The organism is Actinomadura montaniterrae (assembly GCF_008923365.1).
GTDB lineage: Bacteria > Actinomycetota > Actinomycetes > Streptosporangiales > Streptosporangiaceae > Spirillospora > Spirillospora montaniterrae.
In genome coordinates, this window is record NZ_WBMR01000123.1 from 1 (window position 1) to 12013 (window position 12013).

Below are 12013 nucleotides of genomic sequence, written 5' to 3' on the forward strand. Positions count from 1 at the left end.
GCAGGCGGCAGCCGGGGCGCCAAAGCCGAGCCCGGCGGGGCGGCTGCGCGCGCTCGCGCGCGGACGGTTCGGTGAACGCGGCGTTCCTGACGAACTCCTCGTCGAACACGGGCTCGTCGAAATCAGCGGGCATGGACGTCTCCGGCGCGGGGGGAGTGCACGCCCCAGGCTAATGGACGGCCGCGACACCCGAACGTCCCGGTTCCGGGACCCCAACTAGAACATGTTCTCGTTCGCGAGTCGGGCCAGGGTGAGAAAGGTCACCGCCCCGAGATCTTGAGTTGCCGGCCGGGTCCATGGCAGCGCGAGCGCCGCAGGATTTCGCCTGCTGGAAGGGGAGACGCTCTCCGCCATAACAAGCAAGCGCTTGGATAAGACACTTGATTAGACTCAAGTCTCATTCACCCTTGCCCCGCCGCTGGAACGGGTTCTACGGTGAGCCGACCTGGACGTTCCCCGCGCCGCGCATCGGGAGGAACCGCGCATGACCGCCACCGCACCGGAGACCGCCGTCCCCGCCGGGTTCGACTTCTGCTCCCCGGACCTGATGGCCGAACGGGTGCCGCTCGCCGAGTTCGCCGCGCTGCGCCGCACCGCGCGCCCCTGGTGGAACGCCCAGCCGCGCGGCCGCACCGGCTTCGACGACGACGGCTTCTGGGTGATCAGCAAGCACGCCCACGTCAAGGAGATCTCGCGCGACGCCGAGCTGTTCTCCGCCAACGCCAACGGCGCGGTCATCCGGTTCAACGAGACGTTCGGGCGCGACGAGCTGGACGTGCAGCGCGAGAACCTGCTGCTGCACATGGACGCGCCGCAGCACGCCAAGCTGCGGCAGATCGTCTCCCGCGGCTTCACGCCCCGCGTCGTCAAGGGCCTGCACGACGCGCTGCGGGAGCGCGCGGAGCGGATCGTCGCCGACGCGCTGCGCAAGGGCGGCGAGGGCGACTTCGTCACCGAGGTCGCCGCCGAGCTGCCGCTGCAGGCGATCGCCGAGCTGATGGGCGTCCCGCAGGAGGACCGCCGCAAGCTGTTCGACTGGTCCAACCAGATGCTCGCCTACGACGACCCCGAGTACGACGCCGACCCGGCCTGCGCCGCCGCCGAGATCATCGGCTACTCGATGAACCTCGCCGAGCAGCGCCGCGGCTGCCCCGCGCACGACATCGTCACCAAGCTCGTCCAGGCCGACGTGGACGGCCGCGGCCTCACCGACGACGAGTTCGGCTACTTCATGATCCTGCTCGCCGTCGCCGGCAACGAGACCACCCGCAACGCGATCACGCACGGCATGATCGCGTTCCTCGACCACCCGGAGCAGTGGGAGCTGTTCAAGGCCGAGCGCCCGGAGACCGCCGCGGACGAGATCGTCCGCTGGGCCACGCCGGTGACGGCGTTCCAGCGCACCGCCGTCCGCGACACCGAGCTCGGCGGCGTGGAGATCAGGGCGGGCGACCGGGTGGCGATGTACTACTCGTCGGCGAACTTCGACGAGGAGGTCTTCGACGCCCCGGGGACGTTCGACGTCACCCGCTCCCCCAACCCGCACCTCGGCTTCGGCGGCACCGGCGCCCACTACTGCATCGGCGCGAACCTGGCCCGGCTGGAGATCGGCCTGATGTTCGACGCGATCGCCGACCACATGCCGGACATCGCCCGGATCGGCGAGCCGCGCCGCCTCCGCTCCGCCTGGCTGAACGGCGTCAAGGAGCTCCCGGTGCGCTACCGCCCCTGATCCCGATGGGCGGGACGGGGCTTCCGGCTGAAAGTAGAACTCGTTACAGTCGAAGGCGAATCCCGTTCTAGAAGGAGACCGCATGGGTACCCCGGTGATCGTCGAGGCGGTGCGCACGCCGCTCGGGAAGCGCAACGGCTGGCTGGCGGGACTGAAGCCGATGGCCGTCCTCTCCCACACGCTGATCGCCGCCGTCGAGCGCGCCGGCATCGACGCCGCGCAGGTCGAGCAGGTCTTCGCGGGCTGCGTGACGCAGGCCGGCGAGCAGGGCTCGCACATCGGCCGGTACGCCTGGCTGTACGCGGGCCTGCCCTGGCAGACCGGGGTCACCACGATCGACGCGCAGTGCGGGTCGGCGCAGCAGGCCGTCCACCTGGCCGCCTCGCAGGTCGCCGCGGGCGTCGTCGACGTCGCGATCGGCTGCGGCGTCGAGGTGATGAGCCGCGCGCCGCTCGGCACCAACGTGCTGCCGCACAACCCGCGCCCGGACGACTGGTCGCTGGACATGCCGAACCAGTTCGAGGCGGCCGAGCGGATCGCGCAGCGGCGCGGCTTCACCCGCGACGACCTCGACGCGTTCGGCGCGCGCTCCCAGCAGCTCGCCGCCAAGGCGTGGGCGGACGGCCGGTTCGAGCGGGAGGTCGTCCCGATCGAGGCGCCCGTGCTGGACGCCGACGGCAACCCGACCGGCGAGACCCGCACCGTCACCCGGGACCAGGGCCTGCGCGAGACGACGAAGGAGGGGCTGGGCAAGCTCAAGCCCGTCCTCGGCGAGGGCTCGCTGCACACCGCCGGCACCTCGTCGCAGATCTCCGACGGCGCCGCCGCGGTGGTCGTCATGTCCGAGGAGAAGGCGTTCGAGCTGGGGCTGCGGCCGCGCGCCCGGATCCGGGCGCAGGCGCTGGTCGGCGGCGAGCCGTACTACCACCTGGACGGCCCGGTCCAGTCGACCGAGCGGGTCCTCGCGCGGGCCGGGATGACGATGGGCGACATCGACATCAGCGAGGTCAACGAGGCGTTCGCGTCGGTGGCGCTGTCCTGGGCGTCGGTCCACAAGCCGGACATGGACACGGTCAACGTCAACGGCGGCGCGATCGCGATCGGCCACCCGGTCGGCGCGACGGGCGCCCGGCTCATCACCACGGCGCTGCACGAGCTGGAGCGCCGCGACGCCCAGACCGCCCTGATCACGATGTGCTGCGGCGGCGCGCTGTCCACGGCCAGCATCCTCGAGCGCATCTGACCAGCAGCACGTCCGACGCGTGGGGACCCGGACGCGGAGCGCCGTTCCGCGTTCCGCTAGGGTCCCCACAACCGACTCGCCCGACCGGATTGGGCGCGAAAGGCGGTCCCGTGGAGCCGGTACCCGAGGATCTCGGCGGGGGGCTTTGGAGCGTTCCCGTCCCCATTCCGGGCAACCCGCTGGCCTACACGCTCGTGTACGCGGTGGAGAGCCCGCAGGGCCCCGTCCTGATCGACGCGGGCTGGCAGCACGAGGACGCCTGGACCGCCCTGCGCGACGGCCTCGGCACCTTCGGGATCGACGTCGCCGACGTGCGCGGGGTCGTCGTCACGCACTTCCACCCCGACCACGCGGGGCTCGCCGGGCGGGTCCGCGAGGCGTCCGGCGCGTGGATCGCGATGCACCGGGCGGACACCGAGATCGTCCGGCTGTTCCACACCAGCCTCGGGCACGAGGAGCGCCGCTCCTTCGAGCTGACCTCGATGCGCCGGGCGGGCGCCGGCGAGTCCGAGCTGGCCGCCGGGATGGAGCAGCCGCGGGTGGACCCGCCGGCGATCCCGGATCGCGAACTCGACGACGGCGAGCTGGTCGACCTGCCGGGCCGCAGGCTCCGCGTCATCTGGACGCCCGGGCACTCCCCCGGCCACATCTGCCTGCACCTAGAGGACGGCGACCGGATGTTCACCGGCGACCACGTCCTGCCGCGCATCACCCCGCACATCGGGCTCTACCCGTACGACACCCCGGACGTGGACCCGCTGTCGGACTTCCTCGGCTCGCTGGACAAGATCTCCGCGATGTCGGCGGACGAGGTGCTGCCCGCGCACCAGTACCGCTTCACGGGCCTGTCCGAGCGCGCGCGCGAGATCATCGGCCACCATGAGGAGCGGCTGGCGGAGGTGACGGCGCTGCTGTCGTCGCGTCCCGTCACGCTCTGGGACGTCACCGCCGGGCTGACCTGGCGGCACCCGTGGGAGCAGATGCCCCTGGGGGCCCGGCGCATGGCCGCCGGCGAGGCCGCCGCCCACCTCCGCACCCTGGAGAACCGCGGCGTGGTCCGCCGCGAAGGCACCGACGACCCCCTCCGCTACACCCTCCGCTGACGCCCCGAGGCCCTTGGGCCGGGGTTGTCAGGAACGCAGGCTGATGCGGCGGCTCTCCAGCCAGCGCTGGTCGTCCTCGGTCCACATCAGGGCCTCGGGCTCGGCGCCCGCGAGGCGTTCCAGTTCGGCGGCCGTGAGCGACTCCGGCTCGGTCCAGAGCCCCGGGCGCGCCAGTGCCGCGCGCCGCGCCCTCCGTCTGCGGATCGCCGCCCTGACGAGGTCGACGACGGCGTACACCAGGATCCCGCCGGCCACGATTGCGAAGAACATCGCGGGACCTCCCATCCCCCGAGCACTGGCGCGTACTTCTTGTGACATTCCCGCCCAGACAGCCCTACACCGCCAGATGCCCGGACACCTCGTGCGGCGGGGCGTCGCCGCAGGGTGACGGCGCGATGCGATTCGAGTCACTCTGCCGTCTGGACCCTTGATGAGACTCCAGTCTCATGTTAGAACGTGTTCTATATCCGGATGCCGAGCAAGCGCTCGATAACCAAGATCAACCGACCGGCGTCCGACGCCGGTGACCGGCCCCGCGCGGCGCGACACGGAGCCACCGTCCCGTCCTCGAAGTGACCAGCCCGCACCGGCTCGAAGGAAACCCATGGCCACTGAGACCCGTACCGCTCCCACCCCGGCCTTCGTCGCCCCGGAGATCGACGTCATCGATCCCGGCGTCTACGAGCGCGGCGGCATCCCGCACCGCCAGTTCGCGTGGCTGCGCGACAACGACCCCGTGCACTGGCACGCCGATCCCAACGACGGGGTCGACGGCTTCTGGGCGGTGACCCGGCACGAGGACGTGGTGCGCGCGTCGCGGCGCCCCGACCTGTACTCCTCGCACGAGCGGTCGGCGATGTTCGAGGAGTTCAGCGACGAGGACATCGCGCTGTACGGGCAGATGATGCTGTTCCAGGACCCGCCGGACCACACCCGGCTGCGCAGCATGGTCAACAAGGGCTTCACCCCCCGGATGATCGGCAAGCTGCAGGACCACATCCGGGAGATCTGCAACGGGCTGATCGACGAGGCGGCCGAGCTGGGCGAGTGCGACTTCGTCGAGCACTTCGCGGCGCCGCTGCCGCTCTACACGATCTGCGAGCTGCTCGGCGCGCCGCTGGAGGACCGCGAGAAGATCTTCGCCTGGTCCAACAAGCTGGTGGCCTTCAACGACCCCGAGTACATCGGGGACCGCACCGAGTCGCAGCTGTGCGCCGCCGAGTTCGCCGGCTGGGCGGGCGAGCTCGCCGCGGCGCGGGCGTCCACGCCGCGCGACGACATCGTGACCAAGCTGCTGACCCCGGACGCGGACGGCAACCGGATCACCGACGAGGAGTTCCAGCTCTTCGTGATCATGCTGTCGATCGCCGGGAACGAGACGACCCGGACCGCGACGGCGGGCGGCATGCAGGCGTTCTTCGAGCGGCCCGAGCAGTGGGCGCGGCTGAAGGCGGACCGGAGCCTGCTGCCGACGGCGGTCGAGGAGATCGTCCGCTGGGTGAGCCCGATCAACCAGTTCCGCCGCACGGCGATGGAGGACGTCGAGATGGGCGGCAAGCTGATCCGCAAGGGCGACAAGGTCGTCCTGTTCTACGGGTCGGCGAACCGGGACGAGCGGGTGTTCGACAACCCCTTCAGCTTCGACGTGGGCCGCGACCCGAACCCGCACATCGGGTTCGGCGGCGGCGGCCCGCACTTCTGCCTGGGCACCCACCTGGCCCGGATGAACCTGAAGATCATCTTCGAGACGATCCTGGACCGGATGCCCGACATCGCCCCGGCCGGCGAGCCCCGCCGGCTGCGCTCCAACTTCGTCAACGGGCTGAAGGAGCTGCCCGTACGCTTCACCCCGTCCCCCCGCCGCGGCTGACGATCGAGGTCCCCCCGGACATGGAGGTCCTGGCGCGATGACCACCACCCCTGAGATCGGCCCCGCCCCTGAGATCGAGCTGGTGGAGCCCGGCGCGTACGAGCGCGGCGGTGTCCCCCACGAGCAGCTGGCGTGGCTGCGCGAGCACGACCCGGTGCACCGGCACCACGGCGACCCCGAGCGGGGGAACCCGCCCTTCTGGGCGGTGACCCGGCACGCGGACGTGGTGCGGGTGTCCCGGCATCCGGAGATCTTCTCCTCCTACGAGCGGCTCGCCCTGTTCGACGAGCCGCCGGAGGATCACCTGGCGCTGCAGCGGCTGATGATGCTGAACCAGGATCCGCCGGAGCACACGCGCAAGCGCGGCATCGTCAACCGGGGGTTCACGCCGCGCGCCATCGGCGCGCTCGCCGACCACATCCGGGAGATCTGCCGGCGGCTGGTGGCCGAGACGGTCGAACGCGGCGAGGAGGCGGACTTCGTCCGCGACCTCGCCGCCCCGCTGCCGCTCTACGTCATCTGCGAGCTGCTGGGCGCCCCGCCGGAGGACCGCGAGAAGATCTTCACCTGGTCGAACACGCTGATCGGCGGGGACGACCCGGAGTTCCAGCGGACGCCGGAGGAGGGCCAGGAGGCGGCGACGCAGCTGTACGCGTACGCCAACGAGCTGGCCGCCGACCGGCGCGAGAACCCGCGCGACGACATCGTCACCAGGCTGCTGCAGCCGGACGCCGACGGCCAGGTCCTGGACGGCGACGAGTTCGAGCTGTTCGTGATGCTGCTGTCGGTGGCCGGGAACGAGACGACCCGCAACGCCGCGACGGGCGGGATGCTCGCGCTGCTGGAGCATCCCGAGCAGTGGGCGCGGCTGCGGGCGGACCGGGCCCTGGTGCGGACGGCGGTGGACGAGATCGTCCGCTGGGTCACGCCGGTGAACCTGTTCCGCCGGACCGCCGTCCAGGACACCGAGCTCGGCGGCCGCAAGATCGCCGAGGGCGACAAGGTCGTGGTGTTCTACGCCTCGGCCAACCGCGACGCGGCGGTGTTCGCCGACCCGTACTCCTTCGACGTCGGCCGGGACCCGAACCCGCACCTGGGGTTCGGCGGCGGCGGGCCCCACTTCTGCCTGGGCGCCCATCTTGCCCGGCTGGAGCTGAGTGTGCTTTTCGAAACACTTTTGGACACTGTGCCCAATATTGAACTCGGCGGTAACGTACGGAGGCTAAGGTCTAGTTTCATCAACGGCATAAAGGAGATGCCGGTGCGTGTGCGACCGGCGTCCCGCGACTGACGGGAGTGGTGCGTGGGCAGGGGCTGGCGTGGGTGAGGCAGACGAGCCGGGCGGACCGTTGCGGGTCGCCCTGCTCTCCTACCGGAGCAAGCCGCACTGCGGCGGCCAGGGCGTCTACCTCCGGCATCTGAGCCGGGAGCTGATCGACCTCGGGCACACGGTGGAGGTGCTGTCCGGCCAGCCGTATCCGGAGCTGGACCGCGACGAGATCGCCCTCACCAAGATCCCGAGCCTGGACCTGTACCGGGACGAGGACCCGTTCCGCACGCCGGCGCGCGAGGAGTTCCGCGACTGGATCGACGTGCTGGAGTTCGCGCACATGAAGACCGGCGGGTTCCCCGAGCCGCTGACGTTCAGCCTGCGCGCGCTGCGCGAGCTGAAGCGGCGCCGCCGCGACTTCGACGTCGTCCACGACAACCAGGTCCTCGGCCTCGGCAACCTCGGCATCTCCCGGCTCGGCCTGCCGCTGGTCACCAGCATCCACCACCCGATCAGCGTCGACCGGCGGATCGAGCTGGAGGCGGCGCAGGGGATCAAGCAGAAGCTCGGCAAGCGCCGCTGGTACGGGTTCGTCAGCATGCAGGCGCAGGTGTCGCGGCGCATCGGCCCGGTGCTGACCGTGTCGGACTCGTCCAAGGTCGACATCGTCAAGGACTTCAAGGTCGACCCGCGCGACATCGAGATCCTGCCGCTCGGCGTCGACACCCGGATCTTCCACCCGCGCGGCGAGCGCGTCCCCGGCCGGATCGTCGCGATGGCCAGCGCGGACGCCCCGATCAAGGGCGTCGACGTGCTGCTGCGCGCGGTCGCCAAGGTCGCCACCGAGCGGGACGTGCACGTCATCGTCGTCAGCCGCCCGCAGAAGGACGGCCCGACCGAGAAGCTCGTGCGCGAGCTCGCGCTCGGCGACCGGGTCCGGTTCGTCAGCGGCATCAGCGACGACGAGCTCGGCGAGCTGCTGGCGTCCGCGGAGATCGCCGTCGTCCCGTCCCGCTACGAGGGCTTCTCGCTGCCCGCCGTCGAGCACATGGCGTCCGGCACCCCGCTGGTCGCGAGCCGCGCCGGCGCGCTGCCGGAGGTCGTCGGCGACGCGGGCGTGCTCGTGCAGCCCGGCGACGTCGAGGAACTGGCCGCGACGCTGCGCCTGCTGCACGACTCCGCCGAGGAGCGGGCGCGCGTGGGCGCCGCGGGGCTGGCCCGCGTGCAGGAGCGGTTCGCGTGGCCGGCGGTGGCGAAGGCGACCGTCGAGCACTACCGCGCCGCGATCCGCGAGCACGGCTACCTGCGGCTCGCCGCGTCCAAGCGGGCGCGCCGCACCTGAGACGGGCGGCACCCGGAAGGGGCCGCATCGGGCAAGCCTGTAGTTGAGAAGTGCTGTGGGAACCCCATCCGGGCCTCCCCGTACGGAAGGAGCACGACCCTGCTGACCGTGGATTTCCAGCGGTTCCGCGTCACCCCCGGGGACCGCATCCTCGACATGGGATGCGGGGCCGGACGGCACGCCTTCGAGCTGTACCGCCGGGGTGCCCACGTCGTGGCCTTCGACCTCGACGCGGACGAGCTGGCCGGCGTCGAGACGATGTTCGGCGCCATGCGCCTGGAGGGCGAGGTCCCCGAGGGCGCGACGGCCGAGACCGTGCAGGGCGACGCGCTGGCGCTGCCGTTCCCCGACGACCACTTCGACAAGATCATCGCGTCCGAGGTGCTGGAGCACATCCCCGACGACATGCGGGCGATGCGCGAGCTGCTGCGGGTGCTGAAGCCGGGCGGGAAGCTCGCCGTGACGGTGCCGAGCTGGCTGCCCGAGCGGGTCTGCTGGGCGCTGTCGGAGGACTACCACACCGCCCCCGGCGGCCACGTGCGGATCTACACGCGCGCGGAGCTGGAGGCGAAGTTCAAGTCGATCGGCTTCACGGTCGGCGGCCACCACCACGCGCACGGGCTGCACGCCCCGTACTGGTGGATCAAGTGCGCGGTCGGCGTGAACGACGACGGCAACCCGCTCGCCAAGGCCTACCACCAGATCCTCGTCTGGGACATCATGAAGCGGCCGCTCGCGACCCGGCTGGCCGAGCGCGCCCTGAACCCGGTGATCGGCAAGAGCGTCGTCGTGTACTTCGCGAAGCCGTCCGTGCCGAGCGCGCCGGCGGCCCCGGCGAAGGAGACGGCGGATGCCGTCTGAGACCGCTCCCCCCGCCGTGCCGGGCGTCCTGACGGCGGACGACGTCGTCGCGACCGCCCGCAGCATCGCCCGCCAGCAGGAGGCGTCCGGCGCGATCCCGTGGTTCTCGCCGACCCACGGCGTCCCCGGCCACGTGGACGCGTGGAACCACGTCGAGGCGGCGATGGCGCTGACCGTCGCCGGGCTCGGCGACGAGGCGCGCCGCGCCTACGCGTGGCTGGCGAGCGTCCAGCGGCCGGACGGGTCGTGGCCCGCGAAATGGGTGCTGGGCGAGGTCACCGAGCCGGGCGGCGAGTCCAACCACGCCGCCTACGTCGCGGTGGGCGTCTGGCACGAGCTGGTCTGCACCGGCGACGAGGACTTCGCGCGGCGGATGTGGCCGACGGTCCGGCGGGCGATCGACTTCACGCTCGGGCTGCAGACCCGGCGCGGCGAGATCATCTGGATCCGGCACGAGAACGGCGCCGCGTCCGACCACGCGCTGCTGACCGGCTGCTCGTCGATCTACCAGTCGCTGCGCTGCGCGGTCGCGCTCGCCGAGCACCTCGGCGAGCCGCAACCGGAGTGGGAGCTGGCCGCCGACCAGCTCGGCCACGTCGTGGCCGCGCACCCGGAGGCGTTCGCCGACAAGAGCCGCTGGTCGATGGACTGGTACTACCCGGTGCTCGGCGGGCCCGTGCGCGGCGACGCCGCCGCGCGGCGGCTGGCGGACGGCTGGGAGACCTTCGTCGTGCCGGGGCTCGGCTGCCGGTGCGTGTCGGACCAGCCGTGGGTGACGGCGGCGGAGAGCTGCGAGCTGGTGATGGCGCTGGACGCGGCGGGCGACCGCGACCGGGCACTGGAACTGTTCACCACCATCCAGCACCTCCGGCACGAGGACGGCTCGTACTGGACGGGCTGGCAGTTCGAGAACGAGCGGCATTTCCCCGGGGACCGTTCCACCTACACGGCGGCCGCGGTGGTGCTGGCGGCCGACGCGCTGGCGGACGCCTCGCCAGGCGCCCGGCTGTTCAAGGAGATCGCCGGACGGCCCCTCGGACCGTGCGCCGCGTCGGACCCCCTAGCCTGCGGCTGCGCGCTGGTTATTTGTGGGGGGACGACCCCCCACACCCCCCGCGTGCGGAGCTGACCGGCGCCCTCTATTTGTGGGGGGCGACCCCCCACACCCCCCGCTGCGGGGGCGGCCGGCGCCCTCCGCTCCGCTGGCGCTCCGCTCCGGGCTTCGGCCACCCCCGGTGGGGGGCCAGCCCCCACTCCCCCCGGTGGGGGCTCCGCCCCCACACCCCCGACCCGAGTGCTCCGTGCCGGGCCGTGACCGTTCTGTGGCCTATGTGGCGGCGGGGCGGGGGGCGGCGGTCGGGTCTGCTGCGGAAACGCGTTCTAGGACGCGTAGGGAGCCTTGTACTCGGCGCTCCTCGAAGGCGCCGCTCTCCAGGGCCCTCAGGTAGACGTGGTACGGGGGCTGCCCGCCGTCCTTCGGGTCGGGGAACACGTCGTGGATCACGAGTGCCCCGCCGACCGCGACGTGCGGGGCCCAGCCTTCATAGTCGCCCTGCGCGTGCTCCTCGGCGTGACCGCCGTCGATGAACAGGAGCGCGAGCGGGGTGCGCCAGAACGCCGAGACCGTCCGGGACTGCCCCACGATGGCGACGACCTGGTCCTCCAGGCCCGCCGCGCCGACCGTCTTGCGGAACGTGGGCAGCGTGTCCATCCGGCCGGTGCTCGGGTCGACCAGGGACGGGTCGTGGTGCTCCCAGCCCGCCTGGTTCTCCTCGGAGCCGTGGTGGTGGTCGACCGTGACGACGACCGTGCCGGCCTGCCGGGCGGCGGCGCCGAGGTAGATCGCCGACTTGCCGCAGTAGCTGCCGACCTCCAGCAGCGGACCGGTGGCGGCGAGCCGGGCCCCGTGCTCCAGGGCGGTCTCGTAGAGGACGCGGCCCTCGTCGTCCGGCATGAAGCCCTTGGCGCAGCGGGCGGCGCGCAGCAGGTCCGCCGGCATCGCGGGAGGGCCGTCCGGGCGGTCCGCGGCGGAGGTCGTCCCCGGGAGGGTGGGCGCCTCGCGCAAATCAGACGGGGTTTCGGTCATCCGCGCACCTTATCCGACACCGAATGAGACTCGGGTCTCGCCCCGGTGTTGCCGCACCGGACTGGAACGTGTTCTACTTTTCCGGGCGGGCGGCCGGTGCCAGAACCCGGTTCGGTAGGTTGGGCGCCGGGCACCGGGCCGGCGGGGGCGCGCCCCCGCGCGGACCTCCCCCGCCCATCCGGGAACGCGAACGGAGAAGCCGATGAGAGTACGGGTCGACCCGCTGGTGTGCGAGGCCAACGGCGTCTGCGTCGGGCTCGCCCCCGAGGTCTTCGACCTCAACGACGACGACGAGCTGGAGATCCTCAAGCCGGACGTGCCGGCCGAGGAGGCCGACCACGTCCGGCACGCGGTCCGCTCCTGCCCGAAGGCCGCGCTGACCCTCGAGGAGTAGCCGCGCCGGCGGCCCGCCGCCGGACGGGCGGAACCGCACCGGGCGGTTCGTCAGCGGTCCGCTTCCCGTGCCATCCTGCTTCGTGCCCTTCGGACGACTAGACGATCGTGGA

Annotated in this window: 12 protein-coding genes; 9 read left to right on the plus strand and 3 right to left on the minus strand. The window is 72.1% G+C overall.

Going from position 1 to position 12013, the window contains the following annotated elements; translation table 11 throughout:
* Positions 1-133 (minus strand): SCO2583/SCO2584 N-terminal domain-containing protein (locus tag F9B16_RS54365; RefSeq protein WP_449699600.1); only part of this gene is annotated, 133 nt, incomplete at its 3' end.
* Between the two features lie 351 nt (positions 134-484).
* Here F9B16_RS54365 and F9B16_RS31925 point away from each other — a divergent pair.
* The 3 genes from F9B16_RS31925 to F9B16_RS31935 all read left to right on the plus strand — a co-directional run bounded on the left by F9B16_RS31925 (position 485) and on the right by F9B16_RS31935 (position 4078).
* The gene (locus tag F9B16_RS31925; RefSeq protein ID WP_151543940.1) at positions 485-1732 is read left to right on the plus strand and encodes a cytochrome P450; all 1248 of its coding nucleotides are present in this window, start codon (positions 485-487) and stop codon (positions 1730-1732) included.
* 82 nt (positions 1733-1814) lie between these two features.
* The gene (locus F9B16_RS31930; protein WP_151543941.1) at positions 1815-2975 is read left to right on the plus strand and encodes a steroid 3-ketoacyl-CoA thiolase; all 1161 of its coding nucleotides are present in this window, start codon (positions 1815-1817) and stop codon (positions 2973-2975) included.
* Between the two features lie 110 nt (positions 2976-3085).
* Positions 3086-4078, plus strand: a complete 993-nt coding sequence (locus tag F9B16_RS31935) for an MBL fold metallo-hydrolase (protein WP_151543942.1) — start codon at positions 3086-3088, stop codon at positions 4076-4078.
* 27 nt (positions 4079-4105) lie between these two features.
* Here the strand turns inward: F9B16_RS31935 and F9B16_RS31940 are convergent, their stop codons facing one another.
* A complete protein-coding gene (locus tag F9B16_RS31940) occupies positions 4106-4348 on the minus strand; it encodes a hypothetical protein (protein WP_151543943.1) in 243 nt (80 codons plus the stop codon).
* Between the two features lie 334 nt (positions 4349-4682).
* Here F9B16_RS31940 and F9B16_RS31945 point away from each other — a divergent pair, with 334 nt between their 5' ends.
* The 5 genes from F9B16_RS31945 (at position 4683) to F9B16_RS31965 (ending at position 10550) form a co-directional block, all read left to right on the plus strand.
* Positions 4683-5948, plus strand: coding sequence for a cytochrome P450 (locus tag F9B16_RS31945; RefSeq protein ID WP_151543944.1), 1266 nt, complete (start codon positions 4683-4685; stop codon positions 5946-5948).
* Between the two features lie 37 nt (positions 5949-5985).
* Positions 5986-7239 (plus strand): cytochrome P450, encoded by a 1254-nt coding sequence (locus F9B16_RS31950; RefSeq protein WP_151543945.1) that lies wholly within the window; start codon positions 5986-5988, stop codon positions 7237-7239.
* A 28-nt stretch (positions 7240-7267) separates the two neighbouring features.
* Positions 7268-8560, plus strand: coding sequence for a glycosyltransferase family 4 protein (locus tag F9B16_RS31955; RefSeq protein WP_151543946.1), 1293 nt, complete (start codon positions 7268-7270; stop codon positions 8558-8560).
* A gap of 99 nt (positions 8561-8659) precedes the next feature.
* On the plus strand, positions 8660-9421 hold the full coding sequence (locus tag F9B16_RS31960) for a class I SAM-dependent methyltransferase (protein WP_192809089.1): 762 nt from the start codon (positions 8660-8662) through the stop codon (positions 9419-9421).
* A complete protein-coding gene (locus F9B16_RS31965) occupies positions 9411-10550 on the plus strand; it encodes a glycoside hydrolase family 15 protein (protein ID WP_151543948.1) in 1140 nt (379 codons plus the stop codon). The genes F9B16_RS31960 and F9B16_RS31965 overlap by 11 nt, the downstream gene beginning before the upstream one ends.
* A 198-nt stretch (positions 10551-10748) precedes the next feature.
* Here F9B16_RS31965 and F9B16_RS31970 read toward each other — a convergent pair whose 3' ends face one another.
* Positions 10749-11420 (minus strand): class I SAM-dependent methyltransferase, encoded by a 672-nt coding sequence (locus F9B16_RS31970; protein ID WP_151543959.1) that lies wholly within the window; start codon positions 11418-11420, stop codon positions 10749-10751.
* 289 nt (positions 11421-11709) lie between these two features.
* Between F9B16_RS31970 and F9B16_RS31975 the strand changes: the two genes are divergently transcribed.
* Positions 11710-11901, plus strand: coding sequence for a ferredoxin (locus F9B16_RS31975; protein ID WP_151543949.1), 192 nt, complete (start codon positions 11710-11712; stop codon positions 11899-11901).
* Positions 11902-12013: the final 112 nt, after the last annotated feature.

Coding starts and splice junctions, on each gene's coding strand:
- F9B16_RS31965 (WP_151543948.1), top strand. CDS start 9,411: ATGCCGTCTGAGACCGCTCCCCCCGCCGTGCCGGGCGTCCTGACGGCG.
- F9B16_RS31925 (WP_151543940.1), top strand. CDS start 485: ATGACCGCCACCGCACCGGAGACCGCCGTCCCCGCCGGGTTCGACTTC.
- F9B16_RS31970 (WP_151543959.1), bottom strand. CDS start 11,420: ATGCCGGCGGACCTGCTGCGCGCCGCCCGCTGCGCCAAGGGCTTCATG.
- F9B16_RS31950 (WP_151543945.1), top strand. CDS start 5,986: ATGACCACCACCCCTGAGATCGGCCCCGCCCCTGAGATCGAGCTGGTG.
- F9B16_RS31975 (WP_151543949.1), top strand. CDS start 11,710: ATGAGAGTACGGGTCGACCCGCTGGTGTGCGAGGCCAACGGCGTCTGC.
- F9B16_RS31945 (WP_151543944.1), top strand. CDS start 4,683: ATGGCCACTGAGACCCGTACCGCTCCCACCCCGGCCTTCGTCGCCCCG.
- F9B16_RS31930 (WP_151543941.1), top strand. CDS start 1,815: ATGGGTACCCCGGTGATCGTCGAGGCGGTGCGCACGCCGCTCGGGAAG.
- F9B16_RS31940 (WP_151543943.1), bottom strand. CDS start 4,348: ATGTTCTTCGCAATCGTGGCCGGCGGGATCCTGGTGTACGCCGTCGTC.